This window comes from Pseudomonas sp. GW821-FHT01E05 (assembly GCF_059422425.1).
Map to the genome: position 1 here is coordinate 458488 of NZ_JBWKWW010000001.1, position 25260 is coordinate 483747.

Annotated in this window: 25 protein-coding genes; 8 read left to right on the plus strand and 17 right to left on the minus strand. The window is 60.0% G+C overall.

Translation table 11 applies throughout. The features are described from left to right. The first annotated feature begins 1 nt into the window (after window position 1). Complete coding sequence (locus tag AC07W5_RS02270; RefSeq protein WP_495022718.1) at window positions 2-514, plus strand: dihydrofolate reductase; 513 nt, start codon at window positions 2-4, stop codon at window positions 512-514. Window positions 515-626: 112 nt separating this feature from the next. On the opposite strand, the gene AC07W5_RS02275 is transcribed toward AC07W5_RS02270, so the two are convergent. Further along, window positions 627-2018, minus strand: a complete 1392-nt coding sequence (locus AC07W5_RS02275) for an L-cystine transporter (protein ID WP_495022719.1) — start codon at window positions 2016-2018, stop codon at window positions 627-629. 241 nt (window positions 2019-2259) lie between these two features. On the opposite strand from AC07W5_RS02275, the gene AC07W5_RS02280 reads away from it, so the two are divergent. Then, the gene (locus tag AC07W5_RS02280; protein ID WP_495022720.1) at window positions 2260-3315 is read left to right on the plus strand and encodes an HAD family hydrolase; all 1056 of its coding nucleotides are present in this window, start codon (window positions 2260-2262) and stop codon (window positions 3313-3315) included. A 155-nt stretch (window positions 3316-3470) separates the two neighbouring features. Here AC07W5_RS02280 and ilvD read toward each other — a convergent pair whose 3' ends face one another. The 3 genes from ilvD to AC07W5_RS02295 form a co-directional block, all read right to left on the minus strand. Continuing rightward, window positions 3471-5312: a dihydroxy-acid dehydratase gene (gene ilvD, locus AC07W5_RS02285; protein ID WP_494990744.1), complete on the minus strand. Its 1842-nt coding sequence runs from the start codon at window positions 5310-5312 to the stop codon at window positions 3471-3473. 335 nt (window positions 5313-5647) lie between these two features. Then, window positions 5648-6106, minus strand: a complete 459-nt coding sequence (locus AC07W5_RS02290) for an REP-associated tyrosine transposase (RefSeq protein ID WP_495022721.1) — start codon at window positions 6104-6106, stop codon at window positions 5648-5650. A 179-nt stretch (window positions 6107-6285) separates the two neighbouring features. Further along, entirely contained in the window at window positions 6286-7482 is a 1197-nt protein-coding gene (locus tag AC07W5_RS02295) for a class I SAM-dependent rRNA methyltransferase (protein WP_494990742.1), read from the minus strand. 229 nt (window positions 7483-7711) lie between these two features. On the opposite strand from AC07W5_RS02295, the gene mutM reads away from it, so the two are divergent. Next, entirely contained in the window at window positions 7712-8524 is an 813-nt protein-coding gene (gene mutM, locus AC07W5_RS02300) for a bifunctional DNA-formamidopyrimidine glycosylase/DNA-(apurinic or apyrimidinic site) lyase (RefSeq protein WP_494990741.1), read from the plus strand. A 24-nt stretch (window positions 8525-8548) separates the two neighbouring features. Here the strand turns inward: mutM and AC07W5_RS02305 are convergent, their stop codons facing one another. The 5 genes from AC07W5_RS02305 to AC07W5_RS02325 form a co-directional block, all read right to left on the minus strand. Next, a complete protein-coding gene (locus AC07W5_RS02305; RefSeq protein WP_495013089.1) occupies window positions 8549-8800 on the minus strand; it encodes a YfhL family 4Fe-4S dicluster ferredoxin in 252 nt (83 codons plus the stop codon). A 106-nt stretch (window positions 8801-8906) separates the two neighbouring features. After that, a complete protein-coding gene (gene coaD, locus AC07W5_RS02310; RefSeq protein WP_494990740.1) occupies window positions 8907-9386 on the minus strand; it encodes a pantetheine-phosphate adenylyltransferase in 480 nt (159 codons plus the stop codon). Window positions 9387-9501: 115 nt separating this feature from the next. After that, window positions 9502-11097, minus strand: coding sequence for a GMC family oxidoreductase (locus AC07W5_RS02315; RefSeq protein ID WP_495013090.1), 1596 nt, complete (start codon window positions 11095-11097; stop codon window positions 9502-9504). A 135-nt stretch (window positions 11098-11232) separates the two neighbouring features. Further along, window positions 11233-11778 (minus strand): twin-arginine translocation pathway signal protein, encoded by a 546-nt coding sequence (locus AC07W5_RS02320; RefSeq protein WP_495022722.1) that lies wholly within the window; start codon window positions 11776-11778, stop codon window positions 11233-11235. A gap of 27 nt (window positions 11779-11805) precedes the next feature. Next, window positions 11806-13236, minus strand: a complete 1431-nt coding sequence (locus tag AC07W5_RS02325; RefSeq protein ID WP_495022723.1) for a coniferyl aldehyde dehydrogenase — start codon at window positions 13234-13236, stop codon at window positions 11806-11808. 146 nt (window positions 13237-13382) lie between these two features. Here AC07W5_RS02325 and AC07W5_RS02330 point away from each other — a divergent pair, with 146 nt between their 5' ends. Both AC07W5_RS02330 and AC07W5_RS02335 read left to right on the plus strand, forming a co-directional pair. After that, window positions 13383-14054, plus strand: a complete 672-nt coding sequence (locus AC07W5_RS02330; RefSeq protein WP_494990736.1) for a TetR/AcrR family transcriptional regulator — start codon at window positions 13383-13385, stop codon at window positions 14052-14054. A 33-nt stretch (window positions 14055-14087) separates the two neighbouring features. Next, a complete protein-coding gene (locus AC07W5_RS02335; protein ID WP_495013093.1) occupies window positions 14088-14942 on the plus strand; it encodes a sulfurtransferase in 855 nt (284 codons plus the stop codon). A 119-nt stretch (window positions 14943-15061) separates the two neighbouring features. Here AC07W5_RS02335 and AC07W5_RS02340 read toward each other — a convergent pair whose 3' ends face one another. The 8 genes from AC07W5_RS02340 to AC07W5_RS02375 all read right to left on the minus strand — a co-directional run bounded on the left by AC07W5_RS02340 (window position 15062) and on the right by AC07W5_RS02375 (window position 21967). Beyond that, window positions 15062-15391 (minus strand): AzlD domain-containing protein, encoded by a 330-nt coding sequence (locus AC07W5_RS02340; protein WP_494990734.1) that lies wholly within the window; start codon window positions 15389-15391, stop codon window positions 15062-15064. Next, window positions 15388-16107: an AzlC family ABC transporter permease gene (locus AC07W5_RS02345; RefSeq protein WP_494990733.1), complete on the minus strand. Its 720-nt coding sequence runs from the start codon at window positions 16105-16107 to the stop codon at window positions 15388-15390. The genes AC07W5_RS02340 and AC07W5_RS02345 overlap by 4 nt, the downstream gene beginning before the upstream one ends. Window positions 16108-16141: 34 nt before the next feature. Beyond that, window positions 16142-16993 carry an AraC family transcriptional regulator gene (locus AC07W5_RS02350; RefSeq protein ID WP_494990732.1) on the minus strand — a complete coding sequence of 284 codons (852 nt, stop codon included), beginning with the start codon at window positions 16991-16993 and terminating at the stop codon, window positions 16142-16144. A 2-nt stretch (window positions 16994-16995) separates the two neighbouring features. Further along, complete coding sequence (locus tag AC07W5_RS02355) at window positions 16996-17994, minus strand: hydrolase (RefSeq protein WP_494990731.1); 999 nt, start codon at window positions 17992-17994, stop codon at window positions 16996-16998. 77 nt (window positions 17995-18071) lie between these two features. Next, the gene (gene rsmD / locus AC07W5_RS02360) at window positions 18072-18692 is read right to left on the minus strand and encodes a 16S rRNA (guanine(966)-N(2))-methyltransferase RsmD (protein ID WP_494990730.1); all 621 of its coding nucleotides are present in this window, start codon (window positions 18690-18692) and stop codon (window positions 18072-18074) included. Then, entirely contained in the window at window positions 18692-20182 is a 1491-nt protein-coding gene (locus AC07W5_RS02365) for a M16 family metallopeptidase (RefSeq protein WP_495022724.1), read from the minus strand. The genes rsmD and AC07W5_RS02365 overlap by 1 nt, the downstream gene beginning before the upstream one ends. Continuing rightward, the gene (locus AC07W5_RS02370) at window positions 20175-21530 is read right to left on the minus strand and encodes a M16 family metallopeptidase (RefSeq protein ID WP_495013095.1); all 1356 of its coding nucleotides are present in this window, start codon (window positions 21528-21530) and stop codon (window positions 20175-20177) included. Before AC07W5_RS02370 ends, AC07W5_RS02365 begins: the two co-directional genes overlap by 8 nt. A gap of 290 nt (window positions 21531-21820) precedes the next feature. Further along, window positions 21821-21967 (minus strand): hypothetical protein, encoded by a 147-nt coding sequence (locus tag AC07W5_RS02375; RefSeq protein ID WP_494990727.1) that lies wholly within the window; start codon window positions 21965-21967, stop codon window positions 21821-21823. On the opposite strand from AC07W5_RS02375, the gene ftsY reads away from it, so the two are divergent. Genes ftsY through ftsX form a run of 3 tightly spaced genes read left to right on the plus strand, consistent with a single transcriptional unit; the run spans window position 21966 to window position 25191 of the window. After that, a complete protein-coding gene (ftsY, locus tag AC07W5_RS02380; RefSeq protein WP_495022725.1) occupies window positions 21966-23504 on the plus strand; it encodes a signal recognition particle-docking protein FtsY in 1539 nt (512 codons plus the stop codon). The genes AC07W5_RS02375 and ftsY overlap by 2 nt on opposite strands. Beyond that, window positions 23501-24172 (plus strand): cell division ATP-binding protein FtsE, encoded by a 672-nt coding sequence (gene ftsE, locus AC07W5_RS02385; protein ID WP_494990725.1) that lies wholly within the window; start codon window positions 23501-23503, stop codon window positions 24170-24172. The genes ftsY and ftsE overlap by 4 nt, the downstream gene beginning before the upstream one ends. Then, entirely contained in the window at window positions 24169-25191 is a 1023-nt protein-coding gene (gene ftsX, locus AC07W5_RS02390; protein ID WP_494990724.1) for a permease-like cell division protein FtsX, read from the plus strand. The genes ftsE and ftsX overlap by 4 nt, the downstream gene beginning before the upstream one ends. Window positions 25192-25260: the final 69 nt, after the last annotated feature.

A 25260-nucleotide genomic window follows, 5' to 3' on the forward strand; every position in this document is an offset into this window, starting at 1 on the left:
CATGAAAAAAACTCTCCCTCTCAGCCTGATTGCAGCTCTCGGTGAAAACCGCGTGATCGGCGTCGACAACAGCATGCCCTGGCACTTGCCGGGGGATTTCAAATACTTCAAGGCCACGACCCTGGGCAAGCCGATCATCATGGGTCGCAAGACCTGGGATTCCCTCGGTCGTCCACTGCCGGGCCGGTTGAACATCGTGGTCAGCCGTCAGGTCGATCTGCAGCCCGAAGGCGCCGAGGTGTATCCATCGCTGGAAGCCGCTGTGGCCCGGGCTCAGGAATGGGCGCTGGAGCAGGGCGCCGATGAGGTGATGTTGATTGGCGGCGCGCAGCTGTATGCGCAAGGCCTGGATCAGGCGGATCGCCTGTACCTGACCCGCGTGGCGCTGAGCCCGGAGGGCGATGCGTGGTTTCCGGAGTTTGATCTGGCACAGTGGAAACTGGTGTCCAACACCGAGAACCCGGCGCTGGATGACAAGCCGGCGTACAACTTCGAAGTTTGGGAACGCGTCTAGGATCGTTCCCACGCTCCCGCGTGGTAACGCAGCCTGTGACGCTCTGCGTCACAGTGGACGCGGAGCGTCCATAGAGGCATTCCCACGCAGGGCGTGGGAATGATCTGTCTGATTAAGCCTGCGCCAGCTCTTCGTGCTCATCGGCATCCAACAGGCTCTTGTCGGTCTGCTGCATGATCTGGCTGGTGATCGCGCCGGCGGTCATCGAGCCGCTGACGTTCAATGCGGTACGGCCCATGTCGATCAGCGGTTCGACCGAGATCAGCAGCGCCACCAGTGACACCGGCAAGCCCATGGCCGGCAGCACGATCAGCGCGGCAAACGTCGCACCACCACCCACACCGGCAACCCCTGCCGAGCTCAACGTCACAATCGCCACCAGCGTCGCGATCCACAGTGGATCCAGAGGGTTGATGCCCACGGTCGGCGCCACCATCACCGCCAGCATTGCCGGATAAAGCCCGGCACAACCGTTCTGACCAATGGTCGCGCCGAACGAGGCGGCGAAGCTGGCGATCGATTGTGGAATGCCCAGACGACGAGTCTGCGCTTCGATGCTCAGCGGAATGCTCGCGGCGCTCGAACGGCTGGTGAAGGCAAACGTCAGCACCGGCCAGACTTTACGCAAGAAGCGCAGCGGGTTGATCCCGGCCAGTGAGACCAGCAAGCCGTGAACCACGAACATCAACCCCAGGCCGATGTACGACACCACCACGAAACTGCCGAGCTTGATGATGTCTTGCAGGTTGGAACCGGCGACCACTTTGGTCATCAACGCCAGCACCCCGTACGGGGTCAGCTTCATCACCAGACGCACCAGACGGGTCACCCAGGCTTGCAGGGTGTCGATGGCATTGATCACTTTCTGGCCTTTGTCGGCATCGTCCTTCAGCAGCTGCAGCGCGGCGACCCCGAGGAAGGCGGCGAAGATCACTACGCTGATGATCGAGGTCGGCTTGGCCCGAGCCAGGTCGGCGAACGGGTTCTGCGGGATGAATGACAGCAGGAGTTGCGGGATATTCAGGTCGGCGACCTTGCCGGCGTAGTCGCTCTGGATCACTTGCAGGCGAGCCATTTCCTGGGTGCCAGCGACCAGGCCATCGGCAGTCAGGCCGAACAGGTTGGTCAGGCCGATGCCGATCAGCGCCGCGATGGCGGTGGTGAACAGCAGCGTGCCGATGGTCAGGAAGCTGATCTTGCCCAGCGAGGACGCGTTGTGCAGACGGGCCACGGCACTGAGGATCGAGGCGAACACCAGCGGGATCACGATCATCTGCAGCAATTGCACGTAACCATTGCCCACCAGATCGAACCAGCCGATCGAGGCTTTCAGGGGCAGGCTGTCCGAACCATAAATGGCGTGCAGCGCGACGCCGAAGATCACACCCAGCACCAGGGCGAACAGGACCTTCCTGGCCAGGCTCCAGGTGGTGTGACGGGTTTGTGCCAGGCCCAGCAGTAAGGCGAGGAATACCAGCAGATTGAGGACCAGCGGCAAATTCATTGAGGCTCCGATAAGACTTGTGCCAATCGCGTTCCAGGGCGATTGCGAACCGGCAAGCCTAACAGCTTGATATCTAATGAATTAATACCTGGATGGAATGATCGCTGTCGTTTTTGGAATAAGCCGCTGACGCTCAAACGAATGTCGATGACGTGATCTGGACGCAAGCCGTCGTGCGCAGGAGAGAACTGTCATATGGATTTGTTAGCGTCGATGACTTTCATTCAGGGAGAAAATGAACATGAAGCTCGCTCCGGGGTTGTTTGCCGCCGCGCTGTGCCTTGGCCTTGCCGGCCAGGCCTTTGCCACCGAGTTGAAACACTGGCCAGAGGCTCAGGCCAGGCAACTGGACGCGATGATCGCGGCCAATGCCAACAAGGGTAACTTCGCGGTGTTCGACATGGACAACACCAGTTACCGCTACGACCTGGAAGAGTCCTTGTTGCCGTTCATGGAAAACAAGGGCCTGATCACCCGCGAGACACTCGATCCTTCCCTGAAGCTGATCCCGTTCAAAGACACCGCCGACCACAAGGAAAGCCTGTTCAGTTACTACTACCGCCTCTGCGAAGTCGACGACATGGTCTGCTATCCATGGGTCGCGCAAGTGTTCGCAGGCTTCACCCTCAAAGAACTCAAAGGCTATGTCGATGAGATGATGGCCTCCGGCAAGCCAGTGCCGAGCACCTATTACGACGGCGATGTGGTCAAGACCATCGAGGTTCAGCCGCCAAAGGTCTACACCGGCCAGGCCGAGCTGTACAACAAGCTGATGGAAAACGGTATCGAGGTCTATGTGATGACCGCCGCCTCTGAAGAGCTGGTGCGGATGGTCGCCGCCGATCCGAAGTACGGCTACAACGTCAAGCCACAGAACGTGATTGGCGTGAGCACGCTGCTCAAGGATCGCAAGACCGGCGAGCTGACCACCGCACGCAAGCAGATCACCGCCGGCAAATATGACGAGAAAGCCAACCTGGGCCTGGAGTTGACGCCTTACCTGTGGACTCCGGCCACCTGGATGGCCGGCAAACAGGCAGCGATCCTGACCTACATCGACGAGTGGAAAAAACCGGTTCTGGTGGGTGGCGATACTCCATCCAGCGATGGTTACATGCTGTTCCACAGCGTTGACGTGGCCAAGGGTGGTGTGCACCTGTGGGTCAACCGCAAGGACAAGTACATGACTCAGCTCAACGGCATGATGACCAGGCATGCTGCCGCTCAGGCCAAAGAAGGCCTGGTGGTGACGGCGGACAAGAACTGGGTGATCGTCAAGCCTGAAGATATTCAGTAGGTACTGGATGATCGTTCCCACGCTCCGCGTGGGAATGCAGCCCGTGACGCTGCGCGTCACTGGACGCAGAGCGTCCCTTGAGGCATTCCCACGCGGGAGCGTGGGAACGATCAGCCCCGCACTTGGCGGGGCATTTTTATTCAACGGCTAAGCAATCACAGACCGTCGAGCATCGCCTTGTTACGCACCGCGCCTTTGTCGGCGCTGGTGGCGAGCAGGGCATAGGCCTTCAATGCGGTGGTCACTTTACGTGGACGCACTTCGACCGGTTTCCAGCCTTTCTTGTCCTGTTCAACCCGGCGCGCCGCCAGTTCTTCATCGCTGATCAACAGGTTGATCGAGCGGTTCGGGATATCGATCAGCACTTTGTCACCGTCCTGTACCAGGCCGATTGCACCGCCGGCAGCGGCTTCTGGCGAAGCGTGGCCGATGGACAGGCCCGAGGTGCCGCCGGAGAAACGGCCGTCGGTGAGCAGGGCGCAGGCTTTGCCCAGGCCTTTGGATTTCAGGTAGGACGTCGGGTACAGCATTTCCTGCATGCCCGGGCCGCCTTTCGGGCCTTCGTAGCGAATGATTACGATGTCGCCTTCCTTCACTTCGTCGGCGAGGATGCCGCGTACGGCGCTGTCCTGGCTTTCGAAGATCTTCGCGTTGCCTTCGAAGACGTGGATCGACTCATCGACGCCGGCGGTTTTTACCACGCAACCGTCCAGGGCAATGTTGCCGTACAGAACGGCCAGGCCGCCTTCTTGCGAGTAGGCGTGTTCGACACTGCGGATGCAGCCGTTTTCACGGTCGTCGTCCAGGGTTTCCCAACGGGTCGACTGGCTGAACGCGGTCTGAGTCGGGATGCCTGCAGGACCGGCCTTGAAGAAGTGATGCACGGCTTCGTCGGTGGTCTGGGTGATGTCCCACTTGGCGATGGCTTCTTCCATGCTGCGGCTGTGTACGGTCGGCAGGTCGGTGTGCAGCAGACCGCCACGGGCCAGGGAACCGAGAATGCTGAAGATCCCGCCTGCACGGTGCACGTCTTCCATGTGGTACTTCTGGATGTTCGGCGCGACCTTGCACAATTGCGGTACATGGCGGGACAGACGGTCGATGTCGCGCAGGTCGAAATCGATCTCGGCTTCCTGGGCCGCAGCCAGCAAGTGCAGGATAGTGTTGGTGGAACCGCCCATGGCGATGTCCAGGGTCATGGCGTTTTCGAACGCCTTGAAGTTGGCGATGTTGCGCGGCAACACCGATTCATCGTTCTCGCCGTAGTAGCGTTTGCACAGTTCGACGATGGTGCGGCCGGCTTGCAGGAACAGCTCTTCGCGGTCGCTGTGGGTGGCCAGGGTCGAACCGTTGCCCGGCAAGGCGAGGCCCAGAGCTTCGGTCAGGCAGTTCATGGAGTTGGCGGTGAACATGCCGGAGCACGAACCGCAGGTCGGGCAGGCGCTACGCTCGTACTCGGCAACCTTCTCGTCAGAAGCGCTGGAGTCGGCGGCGATCACCATGGCATCGACCAGGTCGAGACCGTGGCTGGCCAGTTTGGTCTTGCCGGCTTCCATCGGGCCGCCGGAAACGAAGATCACCGGAATGTTCAGGCGCAGGGCGGCCATCAGCATACCGGGGGTGATCTTGTCGCAGTTGGAGATGCAGACGATGGCGTCGGCGCAGTGGGCGTTGACCATGTACTCGACGGAGTCGGCGATGATCTCGCGGCTCGGCAGCGAATAGAGCATGCCATCGTGGCCCATGGCGATGCCGTCATCCACGGCGATGGTGTTGAATTCCTTGGCGACGCCGCCAGCCCGTTCGATTTCCCGGGCAACCAGTTGGCCCAGATCCTTCAGGTGCACGTGGCCCGGTACGAACTGGGTGAAGGAGTTGGCAATGGCGATGATCGGCTTCTTGAAGTCGTCATCTTTCATCCCCGTGGCGCGCCACAGGGCGCGAGCACCGGCCATGTTGCGGCCGTGGGTGGATGTTTTCGAGCGGTAATCAGGCATGGAGCACTCCGGGCGGCTAATCGGGTATCAAAAGGGAAGTGAGCTTCTATTGACGTCTGGAACACACAGAAATGGCCGTGTGCCCGGAAGATGCCGATAACGCTGCGGGATCGCCGCGCGCCTCAGCCTGAGCTCATAAACCCGCCGGGGGATGACTGGCGATGAATCTTGTGATTCTACACCGCTGGCGTCAGGAAGGAATGGTGCGATGACGGGACGTACGCCGCCTTCCCTTGTAGGAGCGAGCTTGCTCGCGAAAAACGTTAACGATGACGCGGTGTACCTGATATGCCGCGGCGCCTGTTAATTTTTCGCGAGCAAGCTCGCTCCTACAGTTAGAGCCAGATGGCATCCCAAAGCGGATAGTCACCAATATGAATGACCAATCCGGCTCGTAGGGGATTGGCAACGATGCATCGGGCCATGGTTTTTAGATCTTCCTCCCGGCGCAGTGCTCGGTCGAAATAGCCTTTTTGCCATACAGGTTCATGGCTGTTTCTTGCTTTGTTGATGGCCCGGGCGCAGCGGGACTTGGTTGCTTGCATCAATTTGGGCAAGTCGCCGTTATGCAACTCAACCAGCCAGTGAATGTGATCTGGCATGACCACCCAGGCAACGGAGTCAGCGGCACCGTCTTCTTGAGCTTTTCTAAATTCGTTCACGACCAGGCGGCCAATGCTCCAATCGTGGAAGAGCGGTTGGCGCAAATGAGTGACGGCGGTGAGCAGATAAATGCGTCCGGAGTCCGAGAAACGGCCGGTGCGTAAGCGATGGGCATGAGGTGTTTTGGACATTCCGTTGTCCTCCCTGTGGCTGGAAGAGCAACGTTACGTGAGGCAAGGAGGATAGTCTTTTTGACAGTAGATCTGGATGTGTCTGCCTGAGAGCATCGCGAGCAAGCTCGCTCCTACAGGTGATCGGGTACCCCTGCAGGAGCGAGCTTGCTCGCGATCAGCCGCGAAGCGGCGCTGCCTTAGCTGTTAGGCAGCAACCGGCAGGTAATGCTCTTGATGTAGCGCGTTTCGGCAATCGCCGGGTGCACCGGATGGTCCGGCCCCTGACCACCGCGTTCGAGCATCTGGATATTGCGGTCCAGGTGACGGGCGCTGGTCAGCAGGATGTTTTGCAGATCGTCTTCCGGCAGGTGCATGGAGCACGACGCGCTGACCAGAATACCGTCCTTGCTGAGCAGGCGCATGGCTTGCTCGTTCAGGCGACGGTAGGCGCCTTCGCCGTTCTTCAGGTCTTTCTTGCGTTTGATGAAGGCCGGTGGGTCGGCGACGATCACGTCGAAGCGTTCTTCGCTGGCTTTCAGTTCTTTCAGGGCTTCGAACACGTCGCCTTCAATGCAGGTGACTTTCTCGGCGAAACCGTTCAACGCGGCGTTGCGCTCGACGCCGTCGAGGGCGAAGGACGAGGCGTCGACGCAGAACACTTCACTGGCGCCGAAGGCTGCGGCTTGCACGCCCCAGCCACCGATGTAGCTGAACAGATCGAGCACGCGCTTGCCCTTGGCGTACGGAGCGAGGCGGGCGCGGTTCATGCGGTGGTCATAGAACCAGCCGGTTTTCTGGCCTTCCATGACCGGCGCTTCGAACTTCACGCCGTTCTCTTCCAGGGCAACCCACTCTGGCACCAGACCGAAGACAGTTTCGACGTAGCGGTTGAGGCCTTCGGCATCACGGGCCGCGGAGTCATTCTTGAACAGAATGCCGCTTGGCTTGATCACTTGGGTCAGCGCCGCAATCACGTCGTCTTTATGGGCTTCCATGGTCGCCGAAGCGATCTGGACCACCAGAATGTCGCCGAAACGGTCGACCACCAGACCCGGCATCAGGTCGGAATCACCGTAGACCAGGCGATAGAACGGCTTGTCGAACAGGCGCTCGCGCAGGGACAGGGCCACGTTGAGGCGGTGTACCAGCAGCGACTTGTCCAGCGGCAACTTGATGTCACGGGACAGCAAGCGTGCGCAGATCAGGTTGTTCGGGCTCATGGCGACGATGCCCAGCGGCTTGCCGCCGGCGGCTTCCAGAACCGCTTGATCGCCTGCCTTGAAACCGTGCAGTGGGGTGGCGGCTACATCGATTTCGTTGCTGTAGACCCACAGGTGACCGTTGCGCAGGCGACGGTCGGCGTTGGCTTTGAGGCGCAGGCTTGGCAGGGACATGACGTCGCTCCGGAAAAAAGAGCGGGAGTATAGCGCGTTGTGTAAAGAATGGCCGCGCGGGCAGATGTACTGTAGGAGCCGCCGGTCGACGCTCCTATAGAAAGCGGGCGCTGCTTCGGGTTTTGGATGTGTCGGGTCGGACTTTATAAGGGTTAGAATCGCTGCTTGGCCCATATGCCAGAGCCAGCGCGCAATGCCGTGGTCGGCTATTTATTGATCTGAGAGCGCCATGCCTGAACTACCTGAAGTCGAAACCACCCGGCGCGGTATCGCACCGCATCTGGAGGGCCAGCGCGTCAGCCGCGTGATCGTCCGTGACCGCCGCTTGCGCTGGCCCATTCCGGAAGATCTTGATGTGCGTCTGTCCGGGCAGCGCATCGTGACGGTCGATAGACGTGCCAAGTATCTGCTGATCAATGCCGAGGTCGGGACGTTGATCAGCCATTTGGGGATGTCGGGGAATTTGCGGCTGGTGGAAGTCGGCATGCCGGCGGCCAGGCATGAACATGTGGATATCGAACTGGAATCGGGTCTGGCTTTGCGCTACACCGACCCTCGGCGTTTTGGGGCGATGCTCTGGAGTCTTGATCCGCTCAATCATGAACTGCTGATCCGGCTGGGGCCGGAGCCGTTGACCGACCTGTTTGATGGCGAGCGGCTGTTCCAGCTATCGCGCGGGCGCTCCATGGCGGTAAAGCCGTTCATCATGGACAACGCGGTGGTGGTGGGAGTGGGCAATATCTACGCGACCGAAGCGCTGTTTGCGGCAGGCATCGATCCGCGACGCGAAGCCAAGGGCATTTCCCGGGCGCGTTATCTGAAGCTGGCTATCGAGATCAAGCGCATTTTGGCTCATGCCATCGAGCGCGGCGGCACCACATTGCGCGACTTTATTGGTGGCGACGGCCAGCCCGGCTATTTCCAGCAGGAACTGTTCGTCTACGGTCGTGGCAATGAACACTGCAAGGTGTGTGGCACTGGCCTTCGTGAGGTTCGTCTGGGGCAGCGCGCCAGCGTCTATTGCCCGCGTTGCCAGAGCTGACGAAACCGCACGATCATCTGAAGTTTACGCCTTGCCAGTAATGATCTTGTACTTGGCCATTAGCTGTTCTTTGGTTTCCGGATGGGCTTCATCCAGCGGGATGCAGTCTACCGGGCAGACCTGCTGGCACTGCGGTTCGTCGTAATGGCCGACGCACTGGGTGCACAGGTTCGGGTCGATCACGTAGATCTCTTCGCCTTGCGAGATGGCGGCGTTCGGGCACTCGGGTTCGCAGACGTCGCAATTGATGCAGTCGTCGGTGATGATCAGGGACATGGCGCACTCCTGCCGGGGCGGCTGGCCCAGGCATCTGAAAACTAATGCTGCAATTGTGCCGCATTGGCGCCCGCAGTGCACGCGGGCGCGATGGGCTGTTCCCTGACTACTTCTTGAAGCGCAGGGTCAGGGCGTCAGCGACGGCCGGGTGGACGAACTTGGCGATATCGCCGCCCAGGGCGGCAATTTCACGAACCAGCGTCGAAGAAATGAACGAATAACGCTCTGACGGGGTGAGGAAAAGGCTTTCCACATCCGGCGCCAACTGGCGGTTCATGTTGGCCAGCTGGAATTCGTATTCGAAGTCCGACACCGCTCGCAGGCCACGCAGGAACACATTGGCGTTCTTTTCCTTGGCAAAGTGCGCAAGCAGCGTGGAGAAACCGACGACTTCAACGTTCGGTATATGTTTGGTGACCTCGCGGGCCAGCTCCACACGCTGTTCCAGGGGGAAAAGCGGGTTTTTCTTCGGGCTGGCGGCGACGGCAATGATCACATGGTCGAACAGGCGCGCGGCGCGTTCGACCAGATCGCCATGGCCCTTGGTAATCGGGTCGAAGGTACCTGGGTACAACACTCGGTTCATCGCGTCGTCCTGGCGGGAGTCCGTTGGGGAGTCGGATGGTATCGCAGCCTTCCCGGTCGGCCAAGTCGCCTTTGGGGGAAGAAAGCACTATAGACGATACGAATAATGTGCTTTTTCACGAGTTTTTTAAACGCTCGGCCAGTGAAGTCGCCAATTGCGCCGTCAGTCCGTAGACCGACAGCTGCGGGTTGGCGCCAATGCTGGTGGGGAACAACGAGCCATCGTGGATCGACAGATTGCCCAACTGATGATGCCGGCCGAGGCTGTCGCAGACGGCATTTTTCGGGTCTTCGCCCATGGCGCAGCCGCCCATCACGTGAGCGCTACCCAGGCGCGTGCGATACAACTCAAGGCTCAGACCGTCGATCAGCGTGCGGGCTTGCGCGAGGGTTTTTACATAACGGGCATCGTTATGCAGGGGCATGACTTCCTTTGCGCCGCCGGCGAACTGGATTTGCGCCATGCTGTGGAAGGCCCGGCGCAGGCCATCCCAGGCATAAGGTGATACCTGATAGTCGAGCACCGGTGTGCCATCACCGCGCAACTCGACACTGCCGCCGGGGCTGTCGGGGTGAAAGCCATCACGCAGAAGTGCAAGCATGGCGTGGGTGTGGGGCAGTTGTTCCATGCGCAGTGCGTTGTCGGAACCGAAACCACCGAACAGGGTGCTGGCCAGCGCCGGGTGCAGCGGGGGGACTTCCAGCTTGTAGGACATTTTGCCGGTAGTGCCGTCCTGCCATTGAAAATGGTCGGAATAAATCGATTGGGGCGCGCCGTAGAACGGGTTGATTACGCCGTCGAAATGCCCGGCAGACATGTTTACCAAGTGTAAGAAGGTCCGTTTGCCGAGCCGCTCATGGGGGTCGGGCGCCTTGGAACGCAGCAGCAACGCCGGGCTGTTGATGCCGCCGCCGGCCAGAACATAGTGCCGTGCCTTGACGGTGATGCTGCGCCCGGTCGGCGCGACGCAGCGTGCGTCCATGGCCACGCATTGCAGGCCAGTGACCTTGTCATCTTTGATCAACAGATGTTCGGCGCGGGCCAGATACAGCAGTTCGCCGCCTTTTTCCAGGGTTGCCGGAATGCTGGTCACCAACATCGATTGTTTGGCGTTGGTCGGGCAGCCCATGCCGCAATAACCGAGGTTCCAGCACCCGCGAACGTTGCGCGGGATCACATGCCAGCTGTAGCCGAGCTTTTCGCAGCCATTCTTGATCACGTCGTTGTTGGCATTGGGCGGCACCATCCACGGCGCGATGCCCAGGCGCTGCTCCATTTTCTCGAACCAGGGCGCCATCTCGGCAGGGCTGTGGCCTTTGACATTGTGTTCTTTGGCCCAGTGCTCAAGAGTCGGCTGCGGGGTTCGAAAGCTCGAAGTCCAGTTGATCAACGTCGTGCCGCCGACCGCGCGGCCTTGCAGGATGGTGATCGCACCGTCCTTGCTCATGCGGCCGATGCCTTCCTGATAGAGGCTGGCGTAGGCTTGATCTTCCAGCATCTTGAAGTCGCTGCTGGTCTTGAGCGGGCCTTCTTCGATCAGCAGCACCTTGTAGCCGGCGGCGCTGAGAATCTCTGCCGTAGTGCCGCCGCCGGCACCGCTGCCGATGATCGCCACGTCCGCTTCCAGCGTCAGGTCCTGCTCCAGTTGCGAGCCGTCATGGGTTTTCCAGCCACGGGCCAGGCCCTCGCGAAACAGATCAGGTACGGGCATATCAGGTGCTCTTGTTTTTATGGATTAAACGCAGGTGGCCGCTACGCGGGCAATCGCGAGCAAACTGTTGTGGTCCAGTTTTTTTGGACCAGTCCGTAGGAGCGAGGCTTGCCCGCGAATGGGGCACCGCAAATCTCAAACCTTCGGCGGCCCCGGATAACCGCAGTGCGCCCACGATTCGGTGCGACCGTACCAGGCCATCATCACCAGTTGCACAAGCGAGCTGTGGCCCATGCGCAGCAGGCTCAACGAGCTGTTTTCCCAACGCTTGAGAAAGTGCCGGATGTCATTGACGCTGGCGTTCTCCCAACTGCCCCAGATGCCGGTCAATGGCCCACGGGTGATGGCCATGCCGAGCACATCGAACAGTTGCCGGGTCAGCTTGAGCATTTCCGGCGACAGGTGATCGAGACCGCGATCCAGGCTTTGCAGGGTGCCGTCGATGGCCACAGGCATTTTCTCGATGGCCACGGCACCCTCGAGCATCACCGGGATCAGTGCCCGTAGAAATGGCAGGTCGCTGCTGCGCAGAATCGCAAAACCGCTGGCCGGGGTGCTGGCCGAGCAGCCGCTGAGGCTGGCGCCAAGCCCGGCAGTGGCCAGGAAGGCACTGGCGCACAGGCCGAACGTCAATAGACCGCGTCGTGACAGCTCGGGTGATTCAGACAGGCTTGGGTTCATTATTGTTATTACCCGACAGCAATGTGGTTAGCGGACAAACAGCTTCTGAATCAGCTTCTGGATGGATTTTCCGTAAGGCGGGTAAATCAGTTTCGCCGCATTCAGCCGCTGCTTGGTCAGCACGCCCTTGGCCTTGCTGAACGTCAGGAAGCCTTCACGGCCGTGGTAATGGCCCATCCCCGATGCGCCGATGCCGCCGAACGGCATATCGTCTTGAGCGACGTGCAGCAGGGTGTCGTTGATGCAAACGCCCCCTGAGTGGGTTTCGTTGAGCACGCGGCTTTGTTCTGCCTTGTCGTAGCCGAAGTAGTAGAGCGCCAGCGGACGCGGTCGTTGGTTGATGTAGGTAAAGGCTTGATCCAGGCCGGTGTAGGGGACGATGGGCAGCACTGGACCGAAGATTTCGTCCTGCATTACGGTCATTTCGTCGTTGACGTTCAGCAACAGGCTGTGGCCCATGCGTCGACCCTGACCCTGTTCGAACAGCGGGATCAGCAACGCACCCTTGCTGGTGGCGTCGCTGAGGTAACCGTTGAGCCGTGCCATTTGTCGGTCATTGATGATCGCGGTGTAGTCCGGGTTGTCTGCAAGCTTGGGATAAAACCCGCGAACGGCCTTGCGATAGGCTTCGATGAAGGCGCCAACGCGGTCCTCCGGCACCAGCACGTAATCCGGAGCGACACAGGTTTGTCCCGCGTTCAGGGTTTTGCCGAAGGCGATGCGTTCAGCGGCATCCTTGAGCGGTACGTCGGCGGAGACAATGGCCGGCGATTTGCCGCCCAGTTCCAGGGTCACGGGGGTCAGGTGTTCTGCCGCGGCGCGCATGACATGCTTGCCAATGCTGGTGGCGCCGGTAAACAGCAGGTGATCGAAGCGTAGTCTGGAAAACGCCATGCCGACCTCGGCTTCTCCCAATACAACGCAGACCAGGTCTTCTGGAAAGACCCGAGCCAACAATTCCTTGAGCAATTGCCCGGTGGCCGGCGTCGACTCGCTGAGCTTGAGCATCACCCGATTACCGGCGGACAACGCGCCGACCAAGGGGCCGATGGCGAGGTAAAGCGGATAGTTCCACGGCACGATAATCCCGACCACGCCCAGTGGTTGATAGATGACTTTGGCCGAGGCGGGCTGGAAGGCTGCGCCTACTTTGCGTCGGGACGATTTCATCCAGCCTTTGAGGTGTTTGCTGGCGTAATGAATGCCGTGCAGGCTGGGCATCAGTTCGGCAAGCAAGGTTTCATCGGCGCTGCGGTGGCTGAAATCCTGGCTGATGGCGTCGATCAACGCCTGGCGTTCGTCGCTCAACACATGACGCAAGGCCTTGAGCCATTGCTGGCGTTGCGCCGCTGGTGGCATTGGGTGGGCCGCATAGGCCTGGCGCTGGGCGGCAAACAGCCTGTGGAGCTCATCCAGTTGCGGTTGAGAGTCTTGCAGATAGGCAATGTCGGCAGGCATGGATGGCTCCGATTTTTATTCGAGAGGCTTGTTTTTAGAGTCTATGCTCTAAAATGTCAAATGACATCACTCGACAGCTTTGATTTATCCGATTCGGGATAGGTCGTAAGATGCTCGTTAACGCACTCTGAATTAAAGCCCAGCCCATGGCCCCACGGATAAAAACCAGCGAGCGCATCGTCCAGAACAGCCTTGAGCTGTTCAATCAGCAGGGCGAGCGTAGCGTCAGCACCAACCACATCGCGGCCCACATGGAAATTTCCCCGGGCAACCTGTACTACCACTTCCCCAACAAGCAGGCGATCATCGCCGTGCTGTTCAGTGAGTACGAAAACCTGGTGGACAGTTTCCTGCGCCCACCCCAGGGCCGTGCGGCTACGGTCGAAGACAAACGTTATTACCTGCAGGCGCTGCTCGCCGCCATGTGGCGCTACCGATTCCTGCACCGAGACCTCGAACACCTGCTCGACAGTGACCCGGAACTGGCCGCTCGCTACCGACGGTTTTCCCAGCGCTGTCTGATCCAGGGCACGGCCATTTACGAGGGCTTTGTCGAGGCCGGAATCCTGAGCATGGGCAGGGTCCAGATTGAATCGCTGACCCTCAACGCCTGGATCATCCTCACCTCCTGGGTGCGCTTTCTCTGCACCACGAGGGAAAATTCCACGCATCTGAGTGAAGAGGCCATCAAGCGCGGGGTCTATCAGGTGTTGGTACTGGAAGCCGGATTTGTCACTGACCAGGCTCGGGAGGCAGTGACTGCGCTGTTCGATGAGTTTTATGTGCCGCTGGCGCAGGCACTGGAAGAAGTGCAGTAGGATCAACCACAGACTTAATCACAGGAGCCCGTTATGCCCATTGCGCAATTGATCAGCCCTCAAGCTCTGGACTTGAAAAAGGAGCAGGCCGGGCTGGTGATTCTGGATTGCCGTTTTGCCCTGGAAGACCCGGACTACGGCCAGCGCAGTTATGCCGAAGGGCATATCGCCGGCTCATCTTTCGCCGATCTGGAGCGTGACCTCAGCGGTCCTGTGATCAAGGGGGTGACCGGTCGCCATCCGTTGCCGGATCCTGAGCAGCTGACTGAGCGTTTGCAGGCCTGGGGTATCAATGCCGAAAGTGAAATTGTGCTGTATGACGATGGCCCCGGTGCATTTGCCGCACGCGCCTGGTGGCTGCTGGCCTGGCTGGGCAAGCGCGACGGTGTGTTCATTCTCGATGGCGGCTTGAAGGCCTGGCACGCGGCTGGTTTGCCGTTGAGTCTGGACGCGCCTGATACACGCCCCGGCAGCTTTGCAGGTACACCAGACGACTCGCTGCTATTGAGTGCCGAACAACTGCAAAAGCGCCTCGGCCAGCCAACCCTGACCTTGCTCGATGCTCGCGCCCAGCCGCGTTTCCGTGGCGAGGTGGAGCCGATCGACCCCGTGGCCGGGCACATCCCCGGCGCACAATGCGCGGCGTTCAGCGAAAACCTGGGTGGCGACGGGCGTTTTCTCCCGGCAGACCAGCTCAAGCAACGTTTCGCTGCGAAGCTGGGTGACCGCTCGCCGAGTGAACTGGTGGCCTATTGCGGTTCCGGCGTGACGGCTTGCCATAACCTTTTTGCGTTGTGCCTGGCAGGTTATCCGCTGGCCAGTCTGTATGCAGGATCGTGGAGTGAGTGGATTACCGATCCCAAGCGTGGCATCGCCAAGGGCGATTGAAGATAACGATCGTTCCCACGCTCCTGCGTGGGAATGCATCCAGTGACGCTCTGCGTCACATCAACGGCGGACGCAGAGCGTCCCGGGCGGCATTCCCACGCGGAGCGTGGGAACGATCACTAGACCGGCAATTGCCCCATCATCCAGCGCAACAAAAAGAACACCAGCAACCCGCCTCCAATGGTCGCCAGCAAATGCCGGGTCAACGCGGCAATGGCAATCGCGACCAACCCCGCCAACAGGTACGCATTACTCAGGTTCAGCGCCCAATGCTCACCATCGGGCAGCAACATGCCGGGCACTACAATAGCTGTCAGCACTGCTGTCGGCACATAGTGCAAACCCTGGCGCACCAGCGGCGGGAAGCTCAGATTTGGCCAGGCGAACAAGCTGTAGCGCAGCACAAAGGTAATCGCGGCCATGCCGAAAATCAGCCACCAGTAACTCATGAGTGCAACTCCTTGCCAGTCTGAGTCGCCAATCGTCGACGCTCCAACACTGCGCCCACCGCAATCCCGCTGAAGGCGGCTGCCATCAGTCCGAGTTTGTAGGGCCAGCCATAGGTCACCAATGCTACGGCGCCTGCCGCCAGTGCGGCAGCAACTTGTGGTTTATTGCGCAGCAACGGCACGACGATGCCGATAAAGGTCGCCAGCATGGCAAACTCCAACCCCCAGCTCGCCAAGTCCGGCACGGCCTGACCGAACAGCACACCCACCAGTGAACTCGACACCCAGCACACATACAGCGAACTGGTGACGCCCAGCCAATACCAGTGCGCAAGCGGGCGATCACCGTGCAGCAGATAGAAGCGTTGAACCACTGCGAAGGTTTCATCCGTCAGCCAAAACGCCAACAACACTCGCCAACGCTGCGGCAACTGGCTGACATGAGGCTGCAGGGTGGCGCTGTAAAGCACGTGGCGCAGATTGACGATAAAGGTCGTCAGCAGAATCACCACCGCACTGGCACCTGCGCCGAACAGGCTGATGACGATAAATTGCGCGGAACCGGCGTAGACGAATAGCGACATACCGACCGCTTGCCATAACGTCAGGCCAGCGGCGCCGGCCAATGTGCCGAAGATCAGCCCGAACGGCAGAATGCCCACGGCCATGGCAAAGCTGTCGCGGATACCTCGGGAATAAAGCTGTTTGCGGGTCATCAAGACTCTCCTTGTTGCCCGCATCTTAGGCAGCTCAGGAAAAGTCTGTCTTGAACGATCTTGCGCTTGCGGTCCGATAAGCCCCCGGCCCGACGCCATAGACTTGCTTGAACTGCCGGCTCAGATGGCTCTGGTCGGCGAAGCCCAATTGCGTCGCCACTTCCAGCGGCAGGCAACCTTTGCGCAACAATGCCCGCGCTTGAGCAATGCGCTGCTGCATCAGCCAGGTATGTGGCGGCATGCCGGTTGCCCGGCGAAACACTCGGGCGAAATGAAAGGGTGACAGGTTAACCGCAGTGGCCAGTTCTTCGAGGGAGGGCGGCGAGGCCAGTTGCGATTGCAGCAGCTCTTTGGCCTGGACGATGGCGCGATGTTCCTGCCCTGGCTTACCGGGCGTGGGCACTCCCGCGTGCCGTTGCAGCAAAGACAGCATCATTTCCCGCCAGACTGTCTGCTGTTGCAGCGCCGTGGCCGGGCTTTCCAGCAACCGGTGCAGCTGGCAGAAGCCGCTCACCAGGTCCGGATCGCGATAGAGCGTGGCACCGAATGCCGGAAGGCTGTTGGCCGGGAGTTCGAGCTCGGCCAGCAGTGAGAGAATCTGCTCGTTGTCTGGATAAAAGGCCCGATACAGCCACCCGTCATCGGTACCTTTGTGGCCGGTGTGCAATTCGTCCGGATTGATCAGCACCAATGTCCCGGTGCCCGCCAGATGTTCTGCGCCGCGATAGCGATAACGCTGGGCGCCGGCCATGATCAGGCCAATGACATAACCATCATGCACATGGGGTACAAAACGGTGCTCGATGTAGCGGGCGGCCAATAACTCGACACCGGCCAGCGGCGCGGCTTGCCAGAAGCGGATCGACTCGCCCTCAGTGTTCATCATCGCTACCTGTGACCTGCACCGGTCAGCCAATGCGGGATACGGCGTTCCAGGTAGTAGCCGGGTTTGTGCAGGGTTCCGTCGACAAAACCGACATGCCCACCCTTGGTCTGCAATTCAAACTGCGTGCTCGGTGACAGCTCTTCAGCCTGCGGCAAGCTGTGGAGGGATACGAACGGATCGTCAGCTGCCTGAATGATCAGGGTCGGTGTGCGGATGGCCCCGAGAAAATAACGACTGGAGGCGCGCCGGTAATAGTCTTCGGCATCCAGAAACCCATTCAGTGGCGCGGTGACCCGGCCGTCGAAATCCCAGAAAGTCCGCAAGTTGTCCAGCGAGCCGAGCCCGTCCAGGGTGGCCAGGCCTTCGTGGCGGCCGTCATGCAGGAATCGCCGTTGCTTGTTTTTGATGTAGGCCAGCATCTCGCGCATGAAATGCGCCTGATAAACCCTGGAAAAACCCTGGCCGATACGGTCAGCGCACTGGTCGAGACGAAAGGGTACCGAAACCGCCACGGCGCCCAGCAGCTCGCTGTCGTGGCCGGTTTCCCCGAGATGTTTGAGCAGCACATTACCGCCCAGCGAATAGCCGACTGCATACAACGGAGCCAACGGCCGCTGGGCCCGCAGATGGCTGATCGTTGCCGCGAGGTCTTCGCTGGCGCCGGAGTGATAGCTGCGTGGCAACAGATTCGGTTCGCCCGAGCAGCCGCGCCAGTTCAGCGCCACGCTGGCCCAGCCTCGAGCTGCCAGCACTTTTTGCAACCCGGCCACATAGGGCGAGTTTGAAGACCCGGTCAGTCCGTGCAACACCAGCACCAAGGGGGCATTGGAGCTATGAGGGCCATGCCAGTCGAGGTCGAGGAAGTCGCCATCTTCAAGCCAGAGTCGTTCACGTTGCCGGTCGAGATGAGTGGTTTTGCGCCACAGTGGGCCCCACAAGGTTTGCAGGTGCGGGTTGCCCAAGCCAAAGGCAGGGGTGAAACGATCTGACGGTGTAGGCACGATTTTTCTCGGTGCACAATTGCGTACCCAAGGTCTGTCAACAGACCCCGGGTATGAACCTTTTTCAGGCCGGTCGATTAACCGACGGTCTCTGCCATACGTTGCCACAGCGCGTAGTGCACCCGCCCGGATTTTTGCTCCCGGTGCAGGCGCCAGCTGGCTGGAAGGCCGAGCGTCGAGGGCGCCGTTTCGCTTTCAGTATAGATCCACGCGGCGTCGGCCAGCCATTGGCGCTCTTCCAGCAGTGTGCAGGCAGCGGGCAACAGGTTCTGGTTGAACGGTGGATCGAGAAATACCAGGTCGAACGGCGTCGCCGGCTGGGTTTCCAGGTAGCGCAAGGCGTCGGCGGTCTGCACGTGACCGGTGGTGCAGCGCAGGGTGCCCAGGTGCTCGCGCAGACTGGAAACGGCAATGTTGCTACTGTCCAGCGCCTGGCCCATGGCAGCGCCACGGGACAGGGCTTCGAGGAACAGTGCGCCGCTACCGGCAAACGGGTCGAGCACTTTGGCCCCGACGACGTACGGTGCGAGCCAGTTGAACAGGGTTTCGCGGACGCGGTCCGGGGTCGGGCGCAGGCCCGGAGCGTCCGGGAAGCTCAGGCGACGGCTACGCCATTCTCCGCCGATGATACGCAGCTGACCAACGCCGTTATGGACGTTGTGAACAGGTTTTTTGCTGGGACGCGATGGGCTGGCCATTAATGCTCCGGAACCCCGAGCGGTTGCTCGGCAGGTTTGTCAGTAGGGGCCGGTAACGGCTTTTGTGGAACGGTTGGCCCGGCGCTGACAATAACCATTTTGTCAGCGCTCAGGTGTTTGTTCAGCGCAGTCTTGACCTGGTCGACGGTCAGGCTTTGGGACTGTTGCATGAAGTCTTCAAGGTAGCTCAGTGACAGGTTGTAGAAACCCATGGCACCAAGCTGACCGACGATATCGGCGTTGCTCGCGGTGGACAGCGGGAAGCTGCCGGCCAGTTCACGCTTGGCGTCGTCCAGTTCTTTCTGGGTCGGACCGGTTTTCAGGTAATCGGCGAGAACGTCCTGGACCAGTTTCAGCGTTCCTTCGCTCATCTCGGCGCGGGTTTGCAGATTGATCATGAACGGCCCGCGGACCTGCATCGGGGAGAAACCGGAGTATACGCCATAGGTCAGGCCGCGCTTCTCGCGGACTTCGTCCATCAGCCGTGTACCGAAACCACCGCCGCCGAGGATCTGGTTGCCCAGGGACAGCGCCGCGTAGTCCGGATCATCACGGTCAATGCCCAGTTGCGCGAGCATCAGATTGGTCTGATTGGACGGGAACTCGATATGGCCAATGCTGGCCTTTGGCTCAACCGGTTGCTCGATTTTGGCCAGCGCCGGACCTTTCGGCAGCGCGGCGGAAACTTGCGCGGCAACGGCTTCGGCTTCCGTGCGTGACAGGTCGCCGACCAAGGCAATCACCACATTGCCAGCGGCATAAGCCTTGTCATGGAACGTCCGTATTTGCGCAGGGGTGATCGACGGAATACTTTTTGCCGTGCCATCGCTGGCGTGGGCATAAGGATGATTGCCGTACAAGCGATTCATCAGCTCAAGGCTCGCCAGTTTGCCGGGGCTCTGCTTCTGATATTCGAAACCGGCGAGCATCTGGTTTTTGATTCGCGCCAGCGAGTCAGCCGGGAGTGTCGGTTTGCCCACGACTTCGGCAAACAGCTTCAAGGCAGGTGCGCGTTTATCAACGGCGCTCAGGCTGCGCAGCGATGCTATCGCCATGTCTTTATAAGCCCCATTGCCAAAATCGGCACCTAAACCTTCGAAGCCTTCGGCAATCGCTCCGACGTCTTTACCAGCCACGCCTTCATTGAGCATGGCGTTTGTCAGCAGCGCCAGACCGGGTGTGCTGCCATCCTGGCTGCTACCCGCGGCGAAGGTCAGGCGCATGTCGAACATCGGCAGTTCGCGGGCTTCAACGAACAGCACCTTGGCGCCTTCGGCGGTTTTCCAGGTTTGTACGTCCAGCGCACGGTGGCTTGGCGCCTTGCCGTCCAGCTCGGTCAGCGATTGCAGCTTTTTGCTGGCCTTGGCCTGATCGAGTGCCTGGCTGGCATCGGATTGGCCTGGGCGGCTGAAGTAGAAACCCAGTGAAAGGACCAGCGCGACGAGTACCAGGCCGATCAAGGCCAGGCGTGATTTTTTGCGCTCACTCATGTGTTGTCTCCTCGGGCAGGACATGCGCAACGCTGAGACGTTCGCGGGTGAAATAGGTGCGGGCGGCGTTGCGGATGTCTTCCGGAGTCACGCTTTGCAGCTCGGCGAGTTCGGTATCCATCAGTTTCCAGGACAGACCGACGCTCTCCAGCTGGCCGATGGCAGTGGCCTGGCTGGTGATCGAGTCACGCTCGAAGACCAGGCCGGCGATCACCTGGGCGCGGACGCGCTCCAGTTCATCCGTGGTGGGGGCGGTGGTTTTCAACTGTTCGAGCAGGCGCCACAGGCCCGCTTCGGTCTGGGCCATGGTTTTCTTTTTCTGGGAGTTGGGCGTCGCAGAGAGCGTGAACAGACTGTCGCCACGGGTGTAGGCGTCGTAACTCGACGAGCCACCGGAGACCAGCTCTTCGCCGCGCTCCAGTTGGGTCGGAAGGCGTGCGCTGTAACCGCCATCGAGCAGGGCCGAGATCAGTCGCAAGGCATTCACCGAGCGCTTGTCCACCGCAGTGGCGATGCTTGGCACGTTGAAGCCCAGCATCAGGCTCGGCAGTTGGGTCTTCACGTGCAGGGTGATCTGGCGTTCGCCGGGCTCGGCCAGCTCCAGCGGGATCTTCGCTGGCGGTATGGCACGTTTGGCGATCGGACCAAAGTAGCGTTGGGCCAAGGCTTTGACTTCATCCGGGGTCACATCACCGACCACCACCAGCGTGGCGTTGTTCGGCACATACCAGGACTGGTACCAGCGGCGCAGGTCTTCGACCTTCATCCGGTCCAGGTCCGCCATCCAGCCGATGGTCGGCGTGTGGTAACCGCTCGCCGGGTAAGCCATGGCCTTGAAGCGCTCGAAGGCCTTGGACGTCGGCTTGTCGTCGGTGCGCAGGCGACGCTCTTCCTTGATCACTTCAATTTCGCGGCTGAACTCATCGGCCGGCAGGCGCAGGTTGGCCATGCGGTCGGCTTCCAGTTCGAAAGCCACGCCCAGGCGGTCGCGAGCCAGTACCTGGTAAAAGGCGGTGAAATCGTCGCTGGTGAACGCGTTCTCTTCGGCGCCCAGATCGCGCAGGATCAACGATGCTTCGCCGGGACCGACTTTCTCGCTGCCCTTGAACATCATGTGTTCCAGAGCGTGGGACAAACCGGTCTGGCCCGGGGTTTCATAACTGGAGCCGACCTTGTACCAGATCTGCGAAACCACCACGGGAGCGCGATGGTCTTCGCGCACGACCACTTTCAGGCCGTTGTCGAGGGTGAACTCGTGGGTGGGCTGTGGGTCGGCAGCCAGAGCTGAAAGAGGCAGACAAACTGTGCTGAGCAACAGGCCTGCGGCGCGGCGGGCTAGAGCATTCATTCGTTTTTAAACCTGTTGGGCTGCCCGCTTGGTCTTGGCGTCGGCGGGCGAGAGGTTGGGGCGTGTCATCAATCATTACCAGTACCGCGCACTATCAGGCCGGTTTTCAGGCGGCCACGCGGTACTGGTAATGATTGATGACACGCCCTAGGATACTGATCCGTTTTACTGGCGGCCACGCCTATCAGGCCTTTGAACGGTCAGCAGGTTGTTTGGGTTTGCGGCTGAAGCTTTGAGTTTGTCAACTAAACTCTGCGTTTTCGCCGACGATGCCGTACCAGTCCTTCGTATTAGTCGACCTTTGAGGTGCCGATGGGCACCTCGACAAAATGTTGCGCGTGAACAAGCTGGCTAAAAAGCAGTCTGTTCTGCATCGAATATTTATCTGTCGAGGCGTCACATTGGCGCGTCGCTACCTTGAGATAGCCGTCATCCATGTTTGGTTCCAACGACGACAAGAAGAGCCCAGCTGCGGCTGGCGAGAAAAAAAGCCTGTTCGGGTGGCTGCGCAAAAAGCCGCAGGAAACCGTCGTCGAACAGCCAAAGCCACTTCCTGAGGCCGTTCCTGAGCCGGTAATAGAAGCTGCGCCTGTTGCACAAGCGCCGGCGCCGCTGGTGTTGCCGATCACTGAGTCGGTGCATCAGTCTGTAGCTGAACCTGCTCTGGCGCAGGAAGCACCGCTGACGCCGGAAGTCGAGCACAAGCCCTGGCTGGTCCTGCCGGTGGCAGAAGAGCCGGTGGGGCTGGTCGAAGATGAGCTGGCGCCGCATATCACTCCGCCGATTCCTGCGCCAACGGTCACTCAGCAAGCGGTAGAGCTACTGGCTGTCGAGCCGATTTCGTTTGTTGAGCCGGTTGCTGTTGAACCCGATGTCCCAGAGTCAGTGATTGCCGCATTTGTTGCTCCAGAACCTGTCCAGGCTCCGGCGCCAGTGCCAGTCGCTGCACCGGTTGTTACTGCGCCTGTTGCGCCAGTACCCAGCGCGCCGAGTGAATTGCCTGCAGCCGCGGAGCCGGTCGGTGCCAGTCGCGAAGAAAACAAAGTCGGTTTCTTTGCCCGCCTCAAGCAAGGCCTGTCCAAGACCAGTGCCAGCATCGGCGAGGGCATGGCCAGCCTGTTCCTGGGCAAGAAGCTGATCGATGACGAATTGCTGGAAGATATCGAAACCCGTCTGCTGACCGCTGACGTCGGTGTCGAAGCGACTTCGGTGATCATCCAGAGCCTGACCCAGAAGGTCGCACGTAAACAGCTGGCCGACGCCGATGCACTCTACAAGTCCCTGCAGGCCGAGCTTGCGAGCATGCTCAAACCGGTCGAGCAGCCACTGAACATCACCTCGCAGAACAAGCCATTCGTGATTCTGGTGGTTGGTGTGAACGGTGCCGGTAAAACCACCACTATTGGCAAGCTGGCGAAGAAACTGCAACTCGAAGGCAAGAAAGTCATGCTTGCGGCCGGTGATACTTTCCGTGCGGCGGCGGTCGAGCAATTACAGGTCTGGGGCGAGCGCAACAAGATCCCGGTGATCGCCCAGCATACCGGGGCCGATTCCGCGTCTGTGATCTTCGATGCAGTCCAGGCCGCCAAAGCCCGTGGCATTGATGTATTGATCGCCGACACCGCCGGTCGCCTGCACACCAAAGACAACCTGATGGAAGAACTGAAGAAGGTTCGTCGGGTTATCGGCAAACTCGACGCCGATGCGCCGCACGAAGTACTGCTGGTGCTCGACGCCGGCACTGGCCAGAACGCTATTAACCAGGCCAAACAATTCCATCAGACGGTCGAGCTGACCGGTCTGGCGTTGACTAAGCTCGACGGCACGGCCAAGGGCGGGGTGATTTTCGCCCTGGCCAAGCAATTTGGCCTGCCCATTCGCTACATCGGTGTCGGTGAAAGCATCGATGATCTGCGTACTTTTGAAGCCGAACCCTTTGTCCAGGCACTTTTTGCCGAGCGGGAGCGTTCATGATTCGTTTCGAACAGGTCGGTAAACGCTATCCGAACGGACACGTCGGCTTGCATGAGCTGAGCTTTCGAGTCCGAAGGGGCGAATTTTTGTTTGTTACGGGCCATTCCGGCGCCGGTAAAAGCACCTTATTGCGGCTGTTGCTGGCCATGGAGCGCCCGACTACCGGCAAGTTGCTGCTGGCCGGCCAGGATCTGGGTCAGATCAGCAATGCCCAGATTCCTTTCCTGCGTCGGCAGATTGGCGTGGTGTTCCAGAACCACCAGTTGCTGTTCGATCGCACGGTGTTCAACAACATCGCCTTGCCGTTGCAGATTCTTGGCCTGTCCAAGGCTGAAATCGCCAAGCGCGTGGACTCGGCCCTTGAGCGTGTGGCGCTTTCGGACAAGACCGACCTGTACCCGGGTGACCTGTCCACCGGCCAGCAACAGCGCGTCGGTATTGCCCGTGCCATCGTTCACCGCCCGGCACTGCTGCTGGCGGACGAACCGACCGGTAACCTCGACCCGCGTCTGGCGGCGGAAATCATGGGTGTATTCGAAGACATCAACCGGCTGGGCACCAGCGTGCTGATCGCCAGCCACGACCTGGCGCTGATTGCCCGCATGCGTCATCGCATGCTGACGCTGCAACGCGGCCGCCTTATCGGCGACGGGGAGGCTGGGGCATGAGTGCGACACGCAGTCCGAAGGTTTCCGAGCGTGTGGCGCCAAAGGCCGCCGACCCGCAACCGCAGAAGAAAAAACGCGACGATGACGACGGCCCGGACTTCAGCACCTTGCTGCATGCCTGGATCGAGAGTCACCGCGCCAGCCTGCTGGACAGCCTGCGTCGCCTGGGCAAACAGCCGATCGGCAGCTTTTTCACCTGTCTGGTGATGGCCGTTGCCCTCAGCTTGCCGATGGGGCTTTCGCTGTTGCTGAGCAATGTCGAACGTCTAGGCGGGTCCTGGCAGCGCGCGGCGCAGATTTCCCTGTACCTGCAACTCGACGCCAGCGCCAACGAAGGCGAGCACCTGCGTGAGCAGATCAAGGGCCTGCCGGGCGTCGCGGATGCTGAGTACATCAGCCGTGATCAGGCGCTGGAAGAGTTTCAACAGCAGTCTGGCCTGGGCGAGGCGCTCAAAGAGCTGCCGCAGAATCCGTTGCCAGGCGTGGTCCTGGTGACCCCGAATGAAGTCGACAAGCCCACCCTTGAAGCATTAAGACAAAGACTTTCCGGGCTGCCGAAGGTGCAACAGGCACAGCTTGATCTAGTCTGGGTCGAGCGCCTGGCAGCGATTCTCAAGCTGGGGGACCGTTTTGTGTTCGGTCTGACCGTGCTTTTGGTTTCTGCATTACTTTTGGTGATAGGCAATACCATTCGTCTTCATATTGAAAACCGCCGCACAGAGATAGAAGTGATTAAACTCGTCGGCGGCACTGACAGCTATGTGCGTAGGCCCTTTCTATATATGGGTGCGCTTTATGGCTTCGGTGCAGGGATTTTTTCCTGGGGCGTATTGGCGTTCGGGCTCAACTGGCTGAACGACGCGGTGGTCGGGCTGGCCGGGTTGTACGGCAGTGATTTTGCACTGGCGGGGGTGCCACCCGCCGATGGTCTGTCGCTCTTGCTTGGCGCGGTGCTGTTAGGGTATATCGGTGCTTGGATTGCGGTAGCACGCCACCTCAGGGAGCTTGCGCCTAAGTAGTGTCTTTTTGCTTGTATTGACCTTTCAGTTTTCTAGGGAACTTGTCCTACGGTTTCCGGTCAATTTTCG